Origin of the sequence: Sphingobacterium faecale, assembly GCF_016746095.1 — a bacterium.
GTDB classification, from domain to species: Bacteria; Bacteroidota; Bacteroidia; order Sphingobacteriales; family Sphingobacteriaceae; genus Sphingobacterium; species Sphingobacterium faecale.
On the sequence record NZ_JAERTY010000001.1, the window covers coordinates 327,394 to 349,951 of the forward strand.

At 44.3% G+C, this 22,558-nt stretch carries 19 protein-coding genes; 12 read left to right on the plus strand and 7 right to left on the minus strand.

What is annotated here, in order from left to right; translation table 11 throughout:
- The first annotated feature begins 3 nt into the window (after positions 1 to 3).
- The 6 genes from hemL (at position 4) to JKG61_RS01280 (ending at position 6,823) form a co-directional block, all read left to right on the plus strand.
- Positions 4 to 1,344: a glutamate-1-semialdehyde 2,1-aminomutase gene (gene hemL, locus JKG61_RS01255; protein WP_202101180.1), complete on the plus strand. Its 1,341-nt coding sequence runs from the start codon at positions 4 to 6 to the stop codon at positions 1,342 to 1,344.
- 233 nt (positions 1,345 to 1,577) lie between these two features.
- Complete coding sequence (locus tag JKG61_RS01260; RefSeq protein ID WP_237249335.1) at positions 1,578 to 3,716, plus strand: cbb3-type cytochrome c oxidase subunit I; 2,139 nt, start codon at positions 1,578 to 1,580, stop codon at positions 3,714 to 3,716.
- A gap of 14 nt (positions 3,717 to 3,730) precedes the next feature.
- Entirely contained in the window at positions 3,731 to 4,735 is a 1,005-nt protein-coding gene (locus JKG61_RS01265; protein ID WP_202101181.1) for a cbb3-type cytochrome c oxidase subunit II, read from the plus strand.
- A complete protein-coding gene (locus JKG61_RS01270; protein ID WP_202101182.1) occupies positions 4,735 to 5,007 on the plus strand; it encodes a hypothetical protein in 273 nt (90 codons plus the stop codon). The genes JKG61_RS01265 and JKG61_RS01270 overlap by 1 nt, the downstream gene beginning before the upstream one ends.
- Before the next feature lie 11 nt (positions 5,008 to 5,018).
- Positions 5,019 to 5,435, plus strand: coding sequence for a cytochrome C (locus JKG61_RS01275; protein ID WP_202101183.1), 417 nt, complete (start codon positions 5,019 to 5,021; stop codon positions 5,433 to 5,435).
- 119 nt (positions 5,436 to 5,554) lie between these two features.
- Entirely contained in the window at positions 5,555 to 6,823 is a 1,269-nt protein-coding gene (locus JKG61_RS01280) for a serine hydroxymethyltransferase (RefSeq protein WP_202101508.1), read from the plus strand.
- 285 nt (positions 6,824 to 7,108) lie between these two features.
- Here the strand turns inward: JKG61_RS01280 and pdxR are convergent, their stop codons facing one another.
- On the minus strand, positions 7,109 to 8,545 hold the full coding sequence (gene pdxR / locus JKG61_RS01285) for a MocR-like pyridoxine biosynthesis transcription factor PdxR (protein ID WP_202101184.1): 1,437 nt from the start codon (positions 8,543 to 8,545) through the stop codon (positions 7,109 to 7,111).
- A gap of 258 nt (positions 8,546 to 8,803) precedes the next feature.
- On the opposite strand from pdxR, the gene JKG61_RS01290 reads away from it, so the two are divergent.
- The 3 genes from JKG61_RS01290 to JKG61_RS01300 are packed head-to-tail and all read left to right on the plus strand — an operon-like array spanning position 8,804 to position 11,457.
- On the plus strand, positions 8,804 to 9,937 hold the full coding sequence (locus JKG61_RS01290) for an aspartate aminotransferase family protein (protein ID WP_202101185.1): 1,134 nt from the start codon (positions 8,804 to 8,806) through the stop codon (positions 9,935 to 9,937).
- Positions 9,927 to 10,811, plus strand: coding sequence for a PfkB family carbohydrate kinase (locus JKG61_RS01295; RefSeq protein WP_202101186.1), 885 nt, complete (start codon positions 9,927 to 9,929; stop codon positions 10,809 to 10,811). Before JKG61_RS01290 ends, JKG61_RS01295 begins: the two co-directional genes overlap by 11 nt.
- On the plus strand, positions 10,798 to 11,457 hold the full coding sequence (locus JKG61_RS01300; RefSeq protein ID WP_202101187.1) for a phosphatidylserine decarboxylase family protein: 660 nt from the start codon (positions 10,798 to 10,800) through the stop codon (positions 11,455 to 11,457). Before JKG61_RS01295 ends, JKG61_RS01300 begins: the two co-directional genes overlap by 14 nt.
- Positions 11,458 to 12,299: 842 nt before the next feature.
- On the opposite strand, the gene JKG61_RS01305 is transcribed toward JKG61_RS01300, so the two are convergent.
- From JKG61_RS01305 to JKG61_RS01315, 3 genes are read right to left on the minus strand one after another with little or no spacing between them, the layout of a single operon-like run.
- Entirely contained in the window at positions 12,300 to 15,503 is a 3,204-nt protein-coding gene (locus JKG61_RS01305; RefSeq protein WP_202101188.1) for an error-prone DNA polymerase, read from the minus strand.
- Between the two features lie 5 nt (positions 15,504 to 15,508).
- A complete protein-coding gene (locus tag JKG61_RS01310) occupies positions 15,509 to 17,002 on the minus strand; it encodes a Y-family DNA polymerase (protein ID WP_202101189.1) in 1,494 nt (497 codons plus the stop codon).
- Entirely contained in the window at positions 16,995 to 17,738 is a 744-nt protein-coding gene (locus tag JKG61_RS01315; protein ID WP_202101190.1) for an ImuA family protein, read from the minus strand. Before JKG61_RS01315 ends, JKG61_RS01310 begins: the two co-directional genes overlap by 8 nt.
- A gap of 99 nt (positions 17,739 to 17,837) precedes the next feature.
- On the opposite strand from JKG61_RS01315, the gene JKG61_RS01320 reads away from it, so the two are divergent.
- Positions 17,838 to 18,659, plus strand: a complete 822-nt coding sequence (locus tag JKG61_RS01320) for an XRE family transcriptional regulator (RefSeq protein ID WP_202101191.1) — start codon at positions 17,838 to 17,840, stop codon at positions 18,657 to 18,659.
- Here the strand turns inward: JKG61_RS01320 and JKG61_RS01325 are convergent.
- Entirely contained in the window at positions 18,625 to 19,038 is a 414-nt protein-coding gene (locus tag JKG61_RS01325) for a PH domain-containing protein (protein ID WP_202101192.1), read from the minus strand. The genes JKG61_RS01320 and JKG61_RS01325 overlap by 35 nt on opposite strands.
- A gap of 148 nt (positions 19,039 to 19,186) precedes the next feature.
- Here JKG61_RS01325 and JKG61_RS01330 point away from each other — a divergent pair, with 148 nt between their 5' ends.
- Positions 19,187 to 19,672: a BON domain-containing protein gene (locus tag JKG61_RS01330; protein WP_202101193.1), complete on the plus strand. Its 486-nt coding sequence runs from the start codon at positions 19,187 to 19,189 to the stop codon at positions 19,670 to 19,672.
- 19 nt (positions 19,673 to 19,691) lie between these two features.
- Positions 19,692 to 20,114 (plus strand): SH3 domain-containing protein, encoded by a 423-nt coding sequence (locus JKG61_RS01335; protein WP_202101194.1) that lies wholly within the window; start codon positions 19,692 to 19,694, stop codon positions 20,112 to 20,114.
- Between the two features lie 432 nt (positions 20,115 to 20,546).
- On the opposite strand, the gene JKG61_RS01340 is transcribed toward JKG61_RS01335, so the two are convergent.
- Together JKG61_RS01340 and JKG61_RS01345 are read right to left on the minus strand one after the other, a co-directional pair.
- Positions 20,547 to 21,557, minus strand: coding sequence for a YCF48-related protein (locus JKG61_RS01340; protein ID WP_202101195.1), 1,011 nt, complete (start codon positions 21,555 to 21,557; stop codon positions 20,547 to 20,549).
- Between the two features lie 7 nt (positions 21,558 to 21,564).
- Positions 21,565 to 22,224 (minus strand): YceH family protein, encoded by a 660-nt coding sequence (locus JKG61_RS01345; RefSeq protein WP_202101196.1) that lies wholly within the window; start codon positions 22,222 to 22,224, stop codon positions 21,565 to 21,567.
- Between the last annotated feature and the right edge of the window lie 334 nt (positions 22,225 to 22,558).

Consider the following 22,558-nt stretch of genomic DNA (forward strand, 5'->3'; position numbering starts at 1 on the left):
GTCATGAAAAGAGAGAGATACGAGAATAGCAGGCGACTTTTTTGGAAAGCAGAAAGACTTATACCAGGAGGAGTTAATTCTCCTGTGAGGGCATTTAACAGCGTAGGAGGGAATCCTGTTTTTGTGAAAAAAGGAAAAGGAGCCTACTTGTACGATGTCGATGATAATATCTATATCGATTATGTGAATTCATGGGGTGCTTTATTGTTTGGGCATGCCTTTTTTTCGGTGGTAGATTCGATTCAGCAGCAAGCACTTTTGGGGACTTCGTATGGTATCCCAACAGAGGCAGAGATTGAATTGGCACAGCTATTTGTCGATGCGGTCCCTCATGTCGAGAAAGTTCGCTTTGTCAATTCCGGAACAGAAGCGACGATGAGCGCTATCCGACTTGCGCGTGGATTTACGGGGAGGAGCAAGATCATCAAATTTATTGGCTGTTATCACGGCCATGCCGATTCCTTCTTGGTAGCAGGCGGCAGTGGCTTATCAACATTGGGGATTCCTGATTCGGCAGGAGTACCACAAGGGGCAGTAGCCGATACTTTGTTGGCTGACTTCAACTCACTAGATAGTGTAGCGCTTTTGTTTGAGCAGTTTCCCGAAAGTATTGCCGCAGTGATTGTCGAACCAGTAGCAGGAAATATGGGCTGTGTGGCTCCAGTCCCGGGATTTTTGGAAGGCTTGCGTAAACTTTGTTCGCAGTATCATGCGTTATTGATTTTTGATGAGGTAATGACGGGGTTTCGTCTGTCACGTGGAGGAGCACAGGAGTATTTTCAGGTAGAGGCAGACTTGGTGACCTTTGGAAAGATTGTCGGTGGTGGATTGCCTGTCGGCGCATTTGCAGGTAAAAAACACATTATGGATCAGTTGGCACCTTTGGGGCCTGTTTATCAGGCGGGGACCCTTTCGGGCAATCCTTTAGCGATGTCCGCAGGAATACAGATGCTGAAACGGATAAATAGGGATGAAGCGTTGTATCGGCGGATGGAACATAAGACGGCATATTTGGAAGAGGGATTGAAATCCTTGTTTGAGGAATTTAAGATTCCCGTATGTATCAATAGAGTAGGTTCAATGATTTCCTTGTTTTTTGATAGTGATGCGGTGACGGATTATGCTTCTGCCCAATGTGCGGACGCTGGGACATTCCGTGCATTTTTTCAGGGCATGCTGGAGCAGGGAGTTTATCTTCCACCTTCTCCTTTTGAATCTTGGTTTTTGTCTGATGCGCTTACTCAAGAAGACCTTGATCATACGGTTGAAGCTGCCCGTACGGTGTTATCAGGCATGGTGAAAAATAAAGTAATAGAAGAATCATCTATAGGCTGGACCAGCTGATTTTGGCTGATCTGTCATGGGAAAGCTATTCGGATATGGCGTATCTTTGAGTATCAAAAGATGATCTACTAAAGATGAAGATCTTAAGGTCAGGTGACTGATTGGAAGGTAAAGGTTTGCAAGACCTTTTATAATGGTTCGAATCCATTCCTGACCTCTTCTTTTCCAAAAGCCATATTTTCCCAAACCAGATCGGTACGAATTGTATTCTTTAAATCGATTAATTATTTCTTATGGCATTTTCAAGATTTTATAGTTTATTTTTTTGTTGTTTACTGTTGTACACCCCACAGGTTTCCAAAGCACATGTCATGCTCCCTACCTCTTTTTCATTCTATGATATGGATTGGATAACCTGTCTTGGGGTTACGTTGGTTTTGTTTTTATTGATCGTGGTGACTTTATTATATAAGTATATCGATCGGTATTGGCATGTGGTACGACGACGCACCGAGCGGCAGGGTGATTTTCATGCAGAGTTGGACGAGTTGTTCTCTGCTATGAATGCCGAGCAAATGAACCGAGTGTGGACGGTAGTCAAGCGATTGGCACAGCATAAAAAGATAGGAGTCGTTCTTTTCTTTCTGTTTGGTGCGGTACTACAGGCTAGGGCACAATTCTACGAGAAAGTAGAGGACCTGGATTTGCTGAGTCAAGGCGGCGTCCTGGTAACCATGGTTCTGGTAGGTATTCCGCTGGTTGTTGCTATTATCCTATTGATTGTACAGATAAGGAAACAAGTGCATAAGTCTGTTCGTATGGGGACAAAGAAAGATGCAGAAGATCTTGCGACCTATATGCAGCAACAGGATGATATAGATGCTGCTGTTTTTGAAAAGCGGATGGGGGCACTCCAATATCGGCTTTCGGATCGGGAACTGAGTGGAGAGGAAGCGGTATCTGATGAAAAAGGACTGTTACAGAGCCGGGATTTGGAGAACCTGCCTTTCGTGGCAAAAAAGCGAAAAGCACTTCCCCGACCTAAAATAGATGCTTCAAGTTCCAGATTGATACAGTGGTTTATCGGTACGGCTACATTCTGGCTGTTATTTGGTACGACCGTCGGTGAATATTTGGGTATCAAATTTATTGCGCCGGATGCCGAAGCGATCAGCTGGCTCAGTTTTGGGCGATTACGCCCGGTACACACCAATGCTGTTTTCTGGGGCTGGTCATCCTTAGGGATGATCGGGTTGGGCTATTATATTGTTGCTAAGGTGAGTAATGTACCGTTGCAGAAAGTCAATTGGGGATGGTACTCTCTGATATTGATCAATGCCTGCGTATTATTTGGCAGTGTCAGTCTGATGGCCGGAATAAACAATGGAGGCGGTGAGTACCGCGAATATATCTGGCCCATTATGTTGTTGTTTGCCTTGGGACTGATGTTTACCTTAGGTAGCTACCTCAAAACAATAGCGAAAAGAGAAACCAAAGAGATTTATATATCCAACTGGTATATTGTATCGGCTGTATTGTTCATTTCTATTGTTGCTGTAGTAGGCTATATACCTTCTTATCAGGATGGATTGGGGGAGACTATTATTCAGGGATATTATATGCATCAGGCGGTAGGGATGTGGTTTATGCTGTTTACCTTGGGGATTGTCTATTATTTTCTGCCCCAACAGCTCAATCGTCCTATTTACTCCTACAGTCTGGGTATACTGGCGTTCTGGACACAGATTCTGTTCTATACGCTTATTGGTACACACCATTTTGTTTTCAGTGCTATTCCCTGGTGGCTACAAACTGTTGCTATTGTGGCCAGTGCTGGGATGGTGATTCCTGTGGCGGCAGGTACGACCAATTTTATTATGACTTTCCGTGGTGCCTGGCACAAAGTGAGAGATAGTTATTCTCTTCCCTTTTTTGTAGTAGGTATTGTTTTTTACTTTACGGGATCGATGCAGGGTACAGCTGAAGCTTTTCGGTATACCAACTTACTTTGGCATTTTACTGATTTTACCGTAGCGCATTCCCATATGACGATGTATGGTATCATTGCCTTTCTGCTGTGGGGTGGTATTTATGCCTTATTGCCCCGCCTCACCGGGAAGGAATCGAGTCAGGCTGCTATAGGCGCCCATTTTTGGTTAGCCTTGATCGGTCTCATGATCTATTCGGTGTCTCTGATGTACGGTGGGACATTGCGTGGTCTGGCATGGATGGAGAATGTGCCATTTATTGATAGTGTGACTTTGATGATGCCCTACTGGTTGTGGCGCGCAATAGGGGGTACGTTGATGTGGATATCGCATATCGTATTTGCGTATAATGTGTTCCAGATGATGGCTGTAAGTAAAGAGGATAAGTCACTTGTAGAACAGGTTGTAGCGCATTTGGAGATGGAAAATGTCGAAAATAAATAAGAGAGGAAGCTGAAATGGAAATTTTTAATAATCATAAAAAGCTATTTACAACGGCTACGGTTTTATTTCTGTTACTGACTGTTGTTATTGCTATTGTGCCAGCATTTGATAATCAGATGAATAATGGTCCCTTACCGGATGCGCAGCCCCTGAGCGAAAATGCAAGAAAAGGTAGAGATCTGTATATATCCAATGGCTGCGTAGCCTGCCATAGTCAGCAGGTACGTAATGTGCATATGGACAAAGTGTGGGGCAATAGACCCTCGATAGCTGCGGATTATGCGTTGAGCACGCGTGTGGATACTTGGCGTAATACGGCAACATTGATGGGAACCGAACGGACAGGGCCAGATCTGACAGATGTGGGGAATAGGCAGCCTAGTTTGGATTGGCATCTCCTCCATTTATATAATCCGCGTCTGGTTGTTAAGGAGTCTATTATGCCGGCTTATCCTTGGCTGTTTACACATAAAGAGGTTTTGGAAGAAGGAGATATCGCAGTAAATGTACCGCTGGCTATGCGGAAAGGGAATAAGAGGGTGGTGGCTACCCAAGAGGCACTATATCTTGTCGCTTACCTGCAGGAGTTGAAGCAGGCTCCGCTTCCTGAAACCACAACTACGCCATCTTTTCTTTATAAACCGGAAGAGAAAGTGGGGGGGACGGTATCAAAAATGGATGATGGACTATTGGATGGACAGACATTGTATGCCGCCAATTGCCAATCCTGTCACCAGGCTTCCGGCGAAGGATTGGCAGGAGCGTTTCCTCCTTTGAAAAATAGTAAAATCGTGCTTAGCAATGATCTCAAGTTGTATGTGGATATTATCATGAACGGTTATGATTCTAGACCCGAATATAGTGCAATGCCTGCCGTAGGGAATAATATGGGCTGGACGGAAAAGGAAGTAACTGCGATTATAAACTATGAGCGTAACAGTTGGGGCAATAAAGCTCCCAAAGTGAGCGAAGAAGAGGTTAAAGAAGTGATGGAGTATTTAAAAACACAAATGAAGTAATGGAAAAGCTAAAAAGTATACTGCTTATTGCGCTTCTCGTAATACAGCAATCGGTATGGGCCTGCCCGGTCTGTGATCGGCATCAGCCCAAGATATTAAGGGGTGTGGTGCATGGATCTGGGCCTGATAGCCAATTTGACTATTGGATTATAGGGGCTGTAGCCTTGATGGTGTTGGCTACACTTTTTTTCTCCATTAAATGGTTGATTCGGCCTATGGAGAAGGAAGATACACATATCAAGCGGGTGATAATCAATGAAGTGGAAGTTTAACGTATACGGTAATGGAAGCGAAGAGCAAAATATACATATTTATGGACGAGGAGGTGAGCCCACTCGCTGTAGTGACTGCACCTATTCACATCGATATCGATACCCGAAAGCTAGTTGATGGTAAGCATATCTTAAAGTTAGTCAGTAAAGACCCTTCTGGTAAGGAAGGAATACGGATTATTCCTTTTGAGGTGCGTAATGGTCCGGCGATAGCCGTGGAGGGAATTCAGGAGGATGCTGTGGTCGATGGGGTAGTCCCCATTATGATTAATGCCTATGGTAAAGGAGATCAGACGTCTTTTCTGATATCGGGCAGCGAGACACCACAGACGATTCCCTTTTGGGTGTGGATTTTACTTATTTGCTTTATTGCCTGGTCGTTGTACTATTTGGTTCGTTATATGAATCTCCCTGTCTTGGATATTTAGGAAGGTTACTGGATCAGTAGCTATTGCATATTCTGTACCAGCAATACCATCCATTGGAAGCTTACTTTTGCGGAAAATAATAACGACACTCTGTATTTAACTTAAAACTTTTACGCATGATGGAATTAGACAACTTTATTTTTGATCTTATCGCACAAGAGCAGGACAGACAGATGAAAGACCTGGAACTTATCGCTTCAGAGAACTATGTAAGCCCGCAGGTGATGCAGGTCACAGGTTCTGTATTAACCAATAAGTACGCCGAAGGATATCCTGGCAGGAGGTATTATGCCGGTTGTGAGATTGTAGATCAGGTAGAACAGGCCGCTATAGACCGTATAAAGAAGGTATTTAATGCCAGTTATGCCAATGTGCAACCACATTCCGGTTCGCAGGCCAATGCTGCAGTGCTGTCGGCCTGTCTTAAGCCGGGTGATAAGATACTTGGATTTGATCTGGTGCAAGGTGGGCACCTCACACACGGAGCCTCGGTCAATTTTTCAGGCAAGTTATACAAAACCAGTTTCTACGGCGTCGATAAAGAAACTGGTTTTTTAAATTATGACCAGATTCAAGAGATTGCCTTGCGGGAGCGTCCGAATCTGATTATTGCAGGAGCAACGGCTTATTCCCGCGATATCGATTACCAGCGGTTTAGGGCCATAGCGGATAGTGTAGGTGCTTTATTGTTGGCTGATATTGCTCATCCAGCAGGACTTATTGCTAAGGGATTGCTGTCTGATCCAATCCCGCATTGTCACGTGGTGACGAGTACAACTCATAAAACTTTACGTGGACCGCGTGGAGGAATAATATTGATGGGGGCTGATTTTGAGAATCCCTTTGGGATCCAAGATAATAAAGGTAATATACGCATGATGTCGTCACTGTTAGACGCTTCTGTTTTTCCTGGAAATCAAGGCGGACCATTGATGCACATTATAGCTGCCAAAGCAGTTGCTTTCGGCGAAATACTTACAGCGGAATATGATAGCTATATCCGTCAGGTGCAGCGGAACGCCAAAGCTTTTGAAAATGCCCTTCGCGCCCATAATTTTGATATGGTATCCGGTGGTACAGACAATCATTTGCTACTGATCGATCTTTCCAGTTGGTCTATATCCGGACGAGAAGCCGAATTAGTTCTGAATAACGCGGGTATTACTTTGAATAAGAATATGATTCCATTTGATACGAAATCGGCATTGCAGACTTCTGGGATCCGGGTCGGCACACCAGCGATTACGACACGTGGGTTGCTCGAAAAAGATATGGAAACTATTGTTGATTTGATGGGGGATGCATTGCGCAGCAAAGACAATGCGAGTAAGCTGCAGAGTATCAAAGAGAAGGTTAATAACTGGATGATGGACTATCCTTTGTATTAGATGTTGGATAAGGTCTGTAAAAGGTACTGTTTACCTTAGAAGCAGCGGCGTGGGGGGGATTGAAGCCATGTTTATGATGTTTTCTCTGTCCTCCATGCCGGACAGGCGTGACACTTGGTATCGGCCAAGTGTCCAAGCCTAGTCGCTTGAACATTCTGACCGAACGTTAGTGCTTCCCAGTACTGATGTCAGAATCTTCACAGGCGACATTAATCTAGCTTGTAAGGGGAGCGTTAATTAATGCAAAGTTCTCGCATTAATTCCTTTATCGCCTAATAAAAGCTTTTAATCTAATCTTGCCTTTGCCAATATATCCGCAAGTGCCATGATTCCCTCTTTTATCTGTTCTTCGGATACAGAACCATAGCCTAATCGAAGTCCTTCATATCCCGTATGTTCGTAATAGTTAGAAGGATGTAAGATGGATATTGATTTTTCTGTTAATCTGTCAAATACCATAGTCCAGTTGACGGGGTATTTGGGACATATCCAAAACGCAAGTCCGCCCTGAGGTATATGGTAACTGACCTGTGTGGCGAGGTGTTCATCCAACATTTTCACCATAAAGCTTTGTCTGGATTGGTAATGAAGAGTCGCTTTTCGTATATGGCGTTTTATGGTTCCGTCTTTTATCAGTTCGAGCACAGCCTGTTCCATGATACTATCGCCTTGAATATCTATGATACGACGTAGATCAATAATGCTGTCCAGCAGTTTTTGGTTTTTGGTGGCGAGATAACCTATCCGAAGGGCAGGTGCAACGACCTTACTTAAGGTGCCTATATAGACTACATTTTCCAATTCGGAGAATGCCGAAATGGGTTGTAGTGGACGATAACCAAAATGAAATTCATAGTCATAATCATCCTCGATAATGGTAAATTGATATTGATTGGAGAGGCTGACCAGTTCCAACCTGCGTTGTAAACTCAGTGTCACTGTAGTCGGGTATTGCCGATGTGGAGTGAGGTATATTGCCTTTATTTTGGGGTTTGAAGCGAGATGCGGTAGGATATCTTCAACGACAATTCCATCCGAATCGACAGGAATATAAATTAGATTTGCTCCCGCTTTTTCAAATGTTTTCCAGGCTGAACTATAGCCTGGTGATTCGACGATTACATAATCTCCCGGGCGTAAAAGACACTGTGACACCAGGTACATGGCCATCTGGCTTCCTCGCGTGATGCAGAGCTGATTTTCATGTAATTGCATGTTCCGCTCTTGGTTTAACATGCTTGCGATGGCTTTTCTAAAGTCCAGGTTACCGTTAGTTTCTGAATATCCCATCATCTTCCAACGGGCGTTTCGTTTGAAAATCTGTCGATAGGCCCGCCCAAGTTGATCTACAGGCGCGATTTTGCTGTCCGGATGGCCATCATCAAAAGGAATGTGTACAGGGAGCTGTGGTTCAGCTGCAATGCCGCTTTCCGCTTGTAGGGATTTTGATTTTGAAGAAATTGGGAGATTGTGCGAGACAAAGGTTCCCCTTCTTTCCTGGCTGGTTAGCCATTCCTCATTGAGCAATACCTGAATAGCCTCAATAACCGTGTTTCTGTTGACTTGTAGGCTGTTAGCCAGTGTTCGGCTTCCCGGAAGGGCGGTGCCTTTAGGGAGGCGACCTGATTTGATACTTTCGATTATAATATCCGCTATCTGCAAATAGATCGGTTTTGTAGCGGATTTGTCTATTTCTATATCAAGTGTCCAGGGTCTTAACATGTCGTGTCAGATTTAAATTGTTTGCTGGTCCAAAGATACGATTGTTTACAGATGTTTTCTATACCAGATGATCCGATGTTGGTTTGCTTTATTTTGTAATGTGCTTGTATATAGTTGTTTATTGTTTTTAAGTTGTTTTTGGTCTGTGGCTTTAAAGCAAAACTGGACTAGCTGGATTATCGAATTTAGACGGAATTTCGTCTTTCCAAAAGATGATCGTCAGATCTCTAGTTATGTAGTTTTAAATTTTAGCATTGTATGAACCCATTTGCCGTATTTCAGAAGTCCAATATTCATATTGTAAGAGCTCAAGGTAGCTATGTGTATGATGAAGAAGGACGAGCTTATTTGGATATGTATGGTGGACATGCCGTTATTTCTATTGGTCACGGTCATCCACGATATGTCAACGCTGTGCGACAGCAATTGGATCGTATTGCTTTCTATTCCAATGCTGTGGAGAATAAATTACAGGACCAGTTGGCGCTGGAGTTAGGAGAGCAGTCCGGCTACCCGGAGTACAGCGTGTTCTTTTCCAATTCGGGAGCTGAGGCCAATGAAAATGCCATTAAGCTGGCTTCTTTTCATACTGGACGCAGTAAGGTACTGGCGATGTCCAATGCCTTTCATGGACGTACATCTGCGACAGTTGCAGCGACTGATATTGGCTCCATGCGTGCTCCGATCAATGAAAATTTCAACTTTGTTTTTACGCCCTTCAACGATATTTCGAGCCTTAGAAAGCAATTGGAGACGGAGGTTTTTTGTGCTGTTATTATCGAAGGAATACAGGGAGTAGGTGGTATACATGTGGCAGATGATCTATTTTTAAATCAAGTACGGTCAGCTTGCGATGACACGGGGACGCTACTTATATTGGATGAAATACAGTCTGGATATGGGCGTTCAGGACGTTTTTTTAGTCATCAATATGCGGGTATAAAGCCTGATTTGATTACGGTGGCAAAAGGAATTGCGAATGGATTTCCTATGGCAGCAACCTTGATATCTCCTTCTTTTAAACCCGTTATGGGGCAATTGGGGACGACTTTTGGTGGTAATCATCTGGCTTGTGCAGCAGCTATGGCCGTATTGGAGGTCATGAAAGACGAGGAGTTGCTCCATAATACGGTTGTCGTAGGGGATTTTCTGCAGGAGGCGCTGAAAAAAATACCTGGAGTGGAGGATGTCCGCGGTCGGGGGTTGATGATTGGGGTGGAATTTGAAAAAGATATAACAGCATTGAGAAAGAGCCTCTTGTATCAAGAGGGGGTGTTTACAGGATATGCCGGAAACTATACGCTACGGTTGTTGCCAGCCCTGACTTTTAGCCTGGAACAGGCGCAGGTATTTCTAGAAAAACTAAAAAGAGCATTAAAAAATGAAGGATAAAGACGCTAAAATAGTGAGTGTACAGAGCCTGGTTTCTACGGGTTATGTGGGAAATAATATGGCTATGTTTGCTGCACAATTGCACGCATCGGATGTCTGTATGCTTCCTACTGTCCTGTTGTCCTCGGCTACCGATAACCCCGATTACAGGGGAGATGTGATCGCAGCTGAACTCTTTTCGGAGCTCGTAATAGGGGTGGATTTGGGGTTGGATAAGACCATATTCCATTATTTTATGACCGGTTATATCTCTGCTGTAGCCCTTATTGATACTACTGCTGCATGGATTTCTTCCTGCAAGGATAACGGGTGTATAGCCTATTATATCTATGATCCGGTCTTTGGTGATTTCCGCACCTCAGGGCTGTACCTGTCCGAAGATGCGGTCGCTCACTCCCTAAAAATGCTGCTTCCTCTATGCGATATTATGACCCCAAACCACTTCGAAATGGAGTATATATTAAGGGGTAAATTTGAAACTCAAGAAGAATTAAGTGAATTATTGACGCATTTTCCGCTGCTAAAAGACAAGAAAATCATCATTACAGGAGCCCATTTACGGGATACGCCGGAGGGATATTTGGAGAATTTGTTGGTTATTGATGGGCATATTGAACGGTTTATGGCAGCCCGTATACCTATAGAAGCGGTGGGAACAGGTGATCTTTTTACCGCGTTGGTGACCGTAGAATTGAAAAATGGACGGTCAATATCGGAGTCTATAAACTATACGACGGAGTTTATTTCGGCAGTTTTGAGTCTGGTAAATGCGCGTGATTCGACCGAAATAAGAGCGGAAGATCTGCTGTATGCAAAGGAGAAAATGAATGTTTTACAAATTTATAAAGGAGGAAAAATAGATGAAAATTCATAAGGAAGGAAGCGCTTCGATAGGGATAGCGATAGGTATTTATGTGCTGTTAAATCTACTGTCATTTTATTTTTTTTATGGGATTTCACCTCTTATCAGTTGGTCGATTTTGCTGTTGATCACCGTTCCACTAGGGCTCGTTATTTACTTTTTTAGGATCCCTTTTCGGGACCACACAGATAGCGATGAATGGGTAATTGCACCTTGCGATGGTAAGGTAGTAGCGATCGAAGAGGTGGAGTGTGATGAGTATTTTGAAGGTAGGAGAGTCCAGGTTTCTATCTTTATGAGTGTGCTGAATGTGCATGTCAACCGGTACCCCATAGGAGGGAAAGTGATCTATAGAAAGTATCATCCGGGTAAATATCTCTTCGCTTGGCACCCCAAATCGTCTACCGAAAATGAACGCTATTCGACGGTTCTGCAACATAAAAATGGGCAGCTTATTTTGGCAAAACAGATTGCAGGAGCTTTAGCAAAGCGCATCGTGAATTACAGCGAAGAAGGGATGGAAGTAAAGCAAAATGAAGAGCTTGGATTTATCAAATTTGGGTCTCGAATGGATGTGTTGTTACCATTGGGTACAGAGGTGTTGGTTAAGCTGGGAGATAAACCTAAGGGAGGAGTGACACCTATCGCTAAATGGTGAAAACTATATTTATTTTTTTGTTTATATAGTTTGCTATATATGGTTGATTATAATGTTTTTAAATTTTGATTTATTGTTTTATTAACAAATTTTCAATGCATTTGGAGCGTTTTAAATCATTTACGCTGTGTTTTTCTGTGTTGACTTTATTATGTATATAAAGTTTTACTTCTTTTGTTTTTGTTTAAAGTATTATATATTAAAGATTAGTGTTTTTCAATTATGAAATTCGTAATTGTTTTTGAGGCTTATTTTGAGATGCGGTTTTACGAGAAACACTCCAGGTGAGTGCTTACTCTCTTTTTGGCTTTATGAACTGTGTTTCGACAAGAAATGCAGTTCTTGTATGGTTAGAAATCGAGTGTAATTTTAATGTTTTTTTTGACTTTTTTCGAAGAGATTATACGGGCATACACGGTAGATTTTCTTTCTAGGTAGTACTTCATTCCGATTCGTGAAAAGGCATATGGACTGCCTAGATGCAAGCAGGTCGTTAGATGTCTCCACTATGGTCCCCGATATATCGGGACGCAGCGAGATGACGGCAAAACTATCAAATAAACAAAAACTGTTTTTTGTCATGTACCCTTGTATGGAGTACGGATTTTTAGAAATGCGGGAAATTGTCAAGCGTTGTTTTTTTAAAAATGAAGATCGGAAAGTTGAGGGTGGAAGTACAAGGTTGAGTCGGATATGGGGGAAAGAAAAAAGGTTTTCAAACGGGGAGAATGAAAACCTTTTGTAACCAATTATAAACCTAAATTATGATACCACAAAGATAGTGTATGTATTACACATTTGCAAGTCTTTTTTAATTTTTTTTAATAATATGTTTTTAGGGATTACTTAAAATCTCTTGATGGGAATAGCTCTCCTTGGATTCCACTTGTGCTGATTTTGTCCGTAGCTTTTTTTTCGTTGGTCGAAGTTGATTTCTGTATGGAGCCTATGTCGCGGCTTCGGGTTTTTATCGCTAAGAGATGATTCATGTTGTGACAGGATTCTACGACGACGTGGATGACCTCGCCTTCGATCTGAAGTTTGCCGGTGACGAGTAGCAGTTGGGATTGTAAGATGACTTTGCGATAGGTCTCAAAAGTCTTGGCCCATACCACGAGATTTGAAAAACCGGTCTCGTCCTCGATCGTTATGAAGAGGACGCCTTTGGAGGTGCCCGGTCGCTGGCGAACCGTAATCAGTCCGCAGACTTTTATCCACATGCCATCGCGCATGTCGCTGAGTTTGGTAGAAGGGGTGACATGGAGGGCGTCCAGATTTTTTCGGGCAAAGCTGACCGGGTGTGCCTTGAGCGAAAGTGTGGTGCTCGCATAGTCGGCCATGACATGTTCGATCGGTGACAGGGTTGGTAGTGTTACTTCAGTTTCGAAAGTGCTGTTCGAGGGTTGTCCGGTAAATGCACCCGTCGGATGGTCTGCCAAAGCGGCGACTTCCCAAAGCGCCTGCCTTCGGTCTAGACCTATGGAACGAAAAGCATCGGCATCGCTGAGTTTTTCCAGCGCACTTAAAGGGACGCCAGCTTCGAATACCGAATTGACCGATTTATAAGCCTTCTGGCGGCCTTTTGTTAAAAGATGAGCATCTGCCTCATCTAAACCTTTTACTTGTCTTAGACCGAGTCTTAATGCGTGATACGGTCCCGTTAGCTCTTCCAGTGTGTTGTCCCATTCGGAATGGTTGATATCTACAGGTCTGACCTGCACCCCATGCTTACGTGCATCGATGATGATTTGTGCCGGAGAATAGAAGCCCATGGGTTGGCTGTTGAGCAAAGAGGCGGCGAACACATCAGGGTAGTGATACTTGATGTAGGAGGAAACATATACGAGCAGCGCAAAGCTGGCGGCATGGCTTTCAGGGAAGCCATAACTTCCAAACCCTTCCAGTTGTCGGAAGACGCGTCTGGCAAATTCTTCTTTATAGCCGTTGTTGACCATCCCTTCAACAAGCATGCGTTCGTACTCGGCGACCTTGCCTTTGGATTTGAAGGTGGCCATGCTGCGACGGAGCCCGTCGGCCTGGGCAGGTGTGAAGCCTGCGGCGACGATGGCGATTTCCATAGCCTGCTCTTGGAATAGGGGAACGCCTAAGGTTCGTTTCAGAATAGCTTCTAGTTCGGGCGAAGGATAGTCTTCTGCTTCTTCTTTATTTCTTCTTCTCAGGTAGGGATGTACCATGTCACCTTGGATCGGTCCCGGGCGTACAATGGCGACTTCGATAACCAGGTCGTAAAAGTTTTTAGGTTTCAGTCGGGGCAACATGGACATCTGCGCACGGCTTTCAATCTGGAAGACCCCCAATGTGTCGGCGTGGCTAATCATTTCATACACGTCTTTATCTCCCTGAGGTATGTTGGCTAAGGTCATCTCTCGCCCGTAATGCTGTTTGACCAGATCAAATCCTTTACGGATGCAGGTGAGCATGCCCAAGGCGAGTACATCTACTTTGAGGAACCCCAGGGCTTCGATGTCGTCCTTGTTCCACTCGATGTTGGTTCGGTCTTCCATCCGGGCATTCAGAATAGGGCAGAGTTCGGCCAGGTTGTTTTGGGTGATGACAAAACCGCCTGTGTGCTGCCCGAGCTGCCGGGGGAATCCGATGTAGGTTTCGGTGAGTTTGAGCACCTTTCGCAGGAATGGATCCTTTGCGCTGAATCCTTGTGAGGTCAGTTCCTGCCCGTTGAGCCATTCTTCCGTCAGTTCGTACTTGGACTTGGCCAGATGGTCTACAGCATCCACCGAGAGCCCCATGGCCTTACCGATATCCCGGATGGCCCCCTTCCAATGCACTTGGGTTACCGTGGCTACGATACCCGAGCGGTGGCGTCCGTATTTGTTGTAGACGTATTGCATGACTTCTTCCCGACGTTCGTGTTCAAAATCGACATCAATATCAGGTGGTTCGTCCCGTGCGTCCGACATAAATCGGGCAAATAAGAGATTTATGTTTTTGGGATTCACCGAAGTGATGCCCAAGCAGTAACATACGGTCGAGTTGGCTGCGGATCCTCGTCCTTGGCATAGGATCTCCCGTTCGCGTGCAAAGCGTACCAGATCGTATACGGTCAGGAAGTATGAGGCGTAATTCTTTCGGGCTATGAACTCGAGTTCCATCTCTATCGTTGCTTTGATCTTTTCGGGTATATCCCCGTCGAATTGTTGGTCAGCACCTTTCCAAGTTTGATACACCAGTTCTTCCTGTGGTGTTCTTCCTTCGGTGGTAATCTCTTGCGGATAGACGTATTTCAGTTCGTCCAATGAAAATCGGCATGCTTGTACAATTTTTAGCGCATTGTAGATGGCCTGTGGGTAGTTGCGAAACAGGCGGTGCATTTCGTCTATCGGTTTGAGGTAGCGTTCGGCATGAGCGTGTAGACGGTAGCCTGCTGTGTGGATGGTGCATTTTTCCCTCACGCAGATCAGTACGTCCTGGAGCTCACGGCGCTCAGGGGTGTGGTAGTGTGCGTCATTGAGGGCGACGATGGGGATGTCAAGTTCTTCGGATAGTTGGTTTAGCCGAAATAGTTTTTTGTGGTCGTCTCCATTGTACAGAAAAGACGCGCCTAAGTAGATCATGCCATGCAGGTGTTCTTGGTACTGCTTTAGCATCAGGCTGAATCCAGGTTCAAAGTCAAAGGCTTCGTTTAACATTTTTGGTGGTAGGATGATGAATTGTATGCCTGCAGCATAGCGGAACACATCTGCGCTATATAGGTGACACTCTCCTTTTTCAGCACGAAGATTACCCGTTGTGAGTAGCGTTGAAAGATTGCTGTAGGCTTTTATGTCGGTGGGGTAGGCTAGTAAACTGGGGCCGTCGAGTAGATCGAGCCTGCAGGCCGGGATAAAATGGATATCCTTTTCCCGTGCTGCACGATGGGCACGTACGATTCCGGCAAGGGTATTGCGATCGGTTATGGCAATCGCTTTGTAACCGAGCTGTACCGCTTGTTCGACCAACTCTTCAGGATGTGAACCTCCCCGTAAAAAAGAAAAGTTGCTGGTAGTTTGTAGTTCTGCGTATTCCATTGTGTTTATGTAAAATAACCATGAAGGAACCATTCAGGATCCCCCTGCCCGTAATATCCGGAACGGAATAGCCAGTATCTGGCTCCTTTCTCATCTTCCACGCGGTAGTAATCCCTTGGTTGTTCGTTGCTGATCCACCATTCCTGCTCGATGCGCTCGGGCCCATCCGCTTTGACAAGCTTGTATATCTTTTTACGATGCCTAAAGAGTGCCGGTGGGTAATCGGGAAGGGGAACCATGACCTCGATAGGTTCGGGATGTGTCAGTAGGTGTAAGGGACGTAATGCATGGCTGGGCCAGTCCGATTGGGGCTGTGTGTCTAAGGATGAGGTGGGCTCGATTGTCCGTTCGGGCCAGTGGTGGGCGGAAGGTAGAAAGCGATGGATAGATTCAGAACCTATCTTGGCTGCAATATTGTCCAGTAGTTCTGCAATTTCCGGTTGACCGCCTTTCGTTTGCCAAAGACCTTCCTGTGGAAGGATGCTGTTTTCTACCAAGGTGGCTCCCAAAACAAACAGCTCTATACCCAAAGCTGGTTCTATGTTGGGAACTTTGAGGTCAAACAATTTGAAAAGGTGGGTGGGGTTGGAGGAAGCTCTTCCTGTGCCTATGTGGATTGTTTGTACATTGCCATCGATCCGGTATCCCCTGAATACCGCTTGACGAAGTCCCTTTCCTTCTTTCCGCAGTCTGTCGCACAAGGTGGTTAAGAGCTGTTCTAAGGCTATTTGAATGCCTGTGCGGGTCGAGATAGGTTCTAAGCAGGATAATCGCTCCTGATAGCTCGGTATGGGTTCTATAGGGCTGATGTGTTCCTGTTCTGTTCCTAATGCTTGTCCTAATCGGGAGATAAGTTCGTCTCCAAAACGCCGTCTTAATGTGCTTTTGGGGATATGCATAAACTCTTCGATATAACGAAAGCCTAATTTATGAAGACGTTGCTGTGTCTGTAGGGAGATCCGGAGTGCAGCGGGAGGCAGTCCGGATAAAGCCTGTGCCTGTTGTGTCTTAGGGATTATACTAATCCGGATGGTATGCCGGGCTGCCGCCCAGGCTGCGCCTATGGTATCGGCAATTGCTGCCTGAGCCTGATAACCTCCTTGAGCGATTCTGTCGATAATGTGATTGCCGTATTTTTCTTCTCCTCCCCAGAGATGTGTACAGCCCGATATATCGAGTACAATGCCATCGGGAGCTTGTAGGTCTACTATAGGGGCAAAACGGATGCACCATTCCCCGAGAGCCTGTAGTGTTTGATTGAGGCTGTGGGCGTCATAGATCGCTGATTCCAGCTGGGGCAATATAGCTTGGGCATCGGCCAGTACCATGCCGCAGGATATTCCTTCCTGTAGTGCAGGCCTATTGGCAGCTTGTATTTTTACACGGCCATTTTGGGCAAGGGTGAGTACAAACGGAGCTTTCCTTCGTTTGGGCTGTTCTTTCTCTGCTCGATCGGTTCCGAAGAACGGAAGCCAGATACACATGTAACGTCTAGGCATATTGTTCGTGGTTTGGTCGTGCTGTCCTTGTAATCGCCTCTTTGGATAGATGTACCAGTCGATTGTTTTGCCAACTTACCTGCCATTTTCCAGGTCGGCCGTTGCGGACTTTTTCTAGAGAGACCTCCCAGGTCGGGTAGCCTACGCCAGGTAAACCGTCTGGAACACGGCTGGCTATGGAGCGTATTTTCCACCGGGATACGCAGGCCAAGGTATTTTCATGACGAGGGCGTCTTCGGTGTAAGAACCCCGTAACATTGCTTTTCTCTACGGCGAGCTGTAATCGTTGGGATTCGGAAAAGCTTACTTCTTCCATTTCTGCGACTACGGCTGCTAATGCGTTACATTTGAGGGCTTGCTCCATAACCCATAAGGCGTCTTTGTCCTGTGTGATGTCTATAAAGATGATTTGGTGTGGGGCTATTCCGAAATGGGTTAAGCCAATAGGAGACAGGCTGCGTTTGGTGCTGATCCAGAGACAGAAATTGCCGGCGTGCATCAGCTTGGCAACTATACTGGCAATAAAGCCATTGGTTGCGGTGGCATGAACTGCAGTAGGACTGATGAACTCGTGTACTGCGGCTGTAGGGAATGTTCCGAATGGAAAGGCGGATTCTATGTCGGCCAAACCAAAGTCAATACGGTTTAATATCCCCGTATGGGGTTTGAAACCTTCTAATTTTAGAATCTTTTCCTGAAGCTGTCTTATTACCTCTTGTTTTGCTGTCCCCTCCATATGCTACACCCTCCGTGTTTAATTCATTTTTGTATCTATCGCATTGTTTAGTTACTTTTGTTATTAATAATAACAATGTAGTGTTATCTATAATAACAAATGAAGTCGGTAAATCAAAAAATATTTTTTGCTTCCAATATTAAATTCCTTCGGACACGTCAGGGATTGAGTCAGGAAGCAGCGGCAGAAAAATTGGGATTGACAAGAGCCAAGTTAGCTTCTATTGAAGCGGGGAATACCAAGGCGCCTCAGCCGGAGGATTATCTGAATTTCTCTAATTTTTTTGCTGTAAGTATAGATACCCTGCTCAAGGTTAACCTTCCGCTATTGGGCGAATTAAAACTGAGAGAGTTGGAGTCGGGCAATGATGTTTTTATAAAAGGGGGGAATCTTCGGGTATTGGCCATCAGTGTAGATAAGAGTAATAACGAGCATGTGGAATATGTACCGATCAAGGCTAAGGCAGGCTATGCGGCCAGTTATGCAGATCCTGAGTTTATAGCCAGTTTGCCTAAATATTCATTGCCTCATCTACAAGGGGGGACTTACCGTATTTTTCCTATTGTAGGTGATTCGATGTTGCCGATTCCAGATGGAAGTGATGTTACGGGAAGTTATGTGGAAGATTGGACAGCTCTTCCTGCCGGTACACCTTGTATTGTGCTATTAAAGGGGCAACAGGATTTTGTATTCAAGTTGGTGAGCTGGCTTCCTGAGGGGCAGTTTTTGCTGTCGTCGCTTAATCCTGCATATCGTCCCTATACAGTAGCTGTGGAGGAGGTGTTGGAGATATGGAGATTTCATGCTTATAGTACGCGTGTTTTTCCAGATGGACAATCGGATCTATCGATGGTCATGGCCGCAATAAAAGATCTGGAAAGGCATGTTAGGCCTTGTACACAACCTCGATCTTTGGATTGATCTCTTGAATGGTGCTGATAAAGCCGGCTTTGTCCTTTGGCGATATTAGGACAGAATCCAAGCTGTTGTAGAAAATTTCTAACCGATCAAGGGATGCAGCAGGTGAACTGACCATATTGTTGGTCTCTACGATTTTTCGGATGTTGTCTATAGAGATGTCTTTTTTGTAAAGTAACCCGCTCCTGATTTTTAATACCTTCTCTTCGATGGTATAGTGCGTGTTGAGCAGGGCAGGAAGACATGTTATGGAAGTTAGTAGTAAAAGAACTATAGCTTCCCATACATGCGTGCGATGGTATAACATAATAGCAGGTGCAAGTAAAATGGCAACTAGAAGTAAGATTAGCAGTCCTCTGCTGATTTTTGATTTAAATACCATTTTTTGTTGTTTTGGCTGCAAAGGCAACTGTTTTGCTAAGATACAATATGTTTGGTGTTCTTAATCCTGTCGAAAAAAAATAAACCTCTCCCCAAAACAAATGCAGTGCTTAACTGTTTTTTTATTGAAATTTTAAAACAATAGAATTATGAGTTTAAGAAAAGTATTATCCATGTTCCTGGTGGCTGGGGTAGTTGCCTTAGGGACAATCTCTTGTAAATCCAAGATATCGGATGCGGATTTAAAAGCAAAGGTAGAAACGGCAGTTAATGCAAGTCCAGCTGTGATGGTGGACGTTAAGGATGGTGTAGTTACCTTGACAGGTACAGTAGGTTCAGAAGATGAGCGAATGGCTTTGGAGAGTTCGGCCAAAGCTGCGGACACTAAAGGTGTGAAATCTGTTATCAATAATATCACCGTACAGGCTCCTATAGAAATCAATACCAATGACGCAGACCTGACTGCTAAAATTGTGGATGCAACAAAAGATTTTCCAACGGTGAAAGCTACAGTAGCAGAGGGTGTGATTACGGTGACAGGTACATTGGAGCAGGCGCGGGTTATGGTTTTGAAGCAGTCGTTGGATGCCTTGAATCCGAAGAAAGTGGATATGTCGGCGTTAGTTGTTAAATAGTGATTTAAAAAAAAGAAATATGTCTTTATTAAATAAATATAAAGTTTTGATTGATACCGCTAATGCATCCGGTATCAGTGATCTGCAGATGGCAGAGCAGGACGGTGTTTTACAAATAAGGGGCACAGCTCCGAATGCCGATGTCAAGAATAAACTATGGGATATCTATAATCAGATAGATCCTAATTTTTTATCTGGTGATGTGGTTATGAATGTAGATGTGTCTACTGCGGTGGCAGGTACACAGGCTCGTGTTATTACGGAAAACTCAAACCTTAATGTGCGTAAAGGACCAGGAACGGACCAACCTATTGTTGGAAAGGCTGCTAAGGACGAGATTATTACCTTGATCAGCAGGGCGAATAGCCAATGGTGGTTGGTACGTACAAAAGATGGGGGAGAGGGATACTGTTATGCACAATATTTAGAACCTATCGGATAGTTTATAAGTTTAAAGATTCACTGTTTTTAATTTTGCAAAAGCCCTGCACTAGATAATAGTATAGGGCTTCGCTATTTTTGTCGGAAAGTGTATGTGATATTGATTCGTTTTAACTCTTTAGGGTATAAATGAGCTTACTTGTCTCTTGAGTAAACGGCTGGAAGGTAAGATACTTGTATGTAGATAGTCTTTAGATAGTATTAAGAATGTACTAAGACAGTAACTGTGTGCGAATTGCTTGTACAGTCCTAGTGACTTGGCACCAAGGTACATATGGAGTGAACACGGACTCAACATGGACTCAACACGGATTCAGCTGCCTTTGGGTAACTCTTGTTGTTACCTTGTAGGAGGCTACTTGTCGAATATAAGGAATAATTTACCAGCTGTTGTTTTAAAATGTAATAGCTGGTAAATTTTATGCTAAAAGTGTTATAAGATGAGCTTGAAAATATTGCCATTGGAACCCGTTAGGTAAATTGTTTTACTGTCGGAACTTTTGCTAATGGTGTTAAAGCTATCTTGGGATATGTTCTTCCAGTTCATCCCTCCATCGTAGGAAATGTCTGTGCCAGATGTCCCTGTAGCCAGTACGATTTTTTCGGTGATATAGCATACATCCGAACGGTAGCCTTGTACCGGCGTGTCCGGTCTGAACCAGTTTTTACCGGCATCGTTTGTCAAAAGTATGCTGTTACTATTGTCCTGATCGGATAGGTAGTCGCCGCCTACTGCGATTCCGGTGTTGGGATTAATGAAATCAATCGCAAATATCCCTGCAGAGGCTTTGCCTGCTACAATAGGGCAATCGTATTTGTCAACGCGGAGGGCTTTGGGATTCAGGTCAAAAAAGCTGGCGTATCTTCCTCCTGTTCCGATATATAGTCTTTCTTTCCATTGTTTCATAGAGGAACCGGAAGCTGCAAATGCGGCTTCGCCTGAATCGGCAAAGAGTATGAACTCGTTGCTCACATCTTTCCAGGAGTCTCCCTTGTCGGTGGTTTTTAAAAGCTGGAAGGCTCCCTCGATAGGGTCGCCTAAAATATAGCCTATTTTTCCATCTAAGGTCAGGTCGTCCAAGAAAATATCAGGTCGGTTATCTTCATAGACTTTGGTCCATGTTTTTCCGGCATCTTTGGTTTTTAGTACAATGGCAGGAGAGCCGATTCCCATGATTAGGACTTCCTTTTTATTGATGACCGCAATATCTCTGAAATCAATGTTTTCATACCCCATGGGGTTTACCCATTGCCAATTTTTACCTTTATCGGTAGAGTAGCCTACAGTTCCTTTGCTTCCGGATATCCATACGGTCTCTTTTCCATAAGTTGCCAACCCTCTAAAGCTAGACGGTTTGTTTTCTACTAGAGGTACAAAGGTTTGGGCAAAGCTTATGGTTAGCATGCCAAATACTCCGGCAATCAGGGAAATTGTTCTTTTCATTCTTGTTTTAGCTTAATTCTGCCATAAGCTTATTGAATTCTTCGCGTAAGGTTGCTAGTTCTGTTTCTAATGTTGTTACCCGTTCTTCTAAAGCTTGTACCTGAGCGCTTGATCCTGTGGAGACTGTTGTTGCATTTGCTTCGTAGTCTTCTTCGTCGAATTCGCCAAAAAGATGGATGTATCGGGCTTCTTTCTGTCCAGGGCGTTTGGCTAATAACCTGACATAGGGTGTTTCGTCTTCTGCGAGTTTATTTAATAATTCCTGTACTTCATCTAATGTTTCGAATTCGTAAAGACGTCCGGAGTTGGAGTTGATTTCTCCAGCTGTAAGGGGTCCTCTTAAGAATAATAAGCATAGAGCAGCTAGCTCGGCAGGTACCAAAGGGTATTGAATGGCAATATTGTGCTTGTATTTGGTGACGCGTGACCCCCCGCCTACAACAGTAGATACTAACCCGCGGCGCTTTAAACCATCTAAGGTGCTGATGATGGTGCTTTCATCATAATTTACCACGGGCTTGCGCGACGTCTTCTGGTTACAAGCTGTTTGCAGCCCATTGATGGTCATGGGGTAGTATTCGGGTGTGGTTTTTGATTTTTCCAACAAGCATCCTAAGACGCGGATTTCTTCTTGGCTTAATTGCGGTAAAGTTTTTATTTCTTCCATTTGTTGTCTGTAACGTATAATTGTTTTCTAAGATAAGAAATATTCGTGTTTGGCAAAGTGCAGGGGCTGTGTTTGTTGTTATTTCGGTATTATTAGGATTGGGCGGCTGTGCTTTTGGATAAATTAGTTTGCTGCGCATCTGCCTTCGGCGGTCGTCGTTCTTTACCGAGAATCCGTACAAGCTCTCCCAATGACAGATTACCTACGGTGAGCTCGCAAGCTCGGTTTGTAAACTATATCGTCATATCGACCGAAGTGGAGATGTCTAGAAGTTATATAATTAACCCTATACAGTTAATAGACCTCTCCACAAGGTCGAGGTGACGTTTACTGT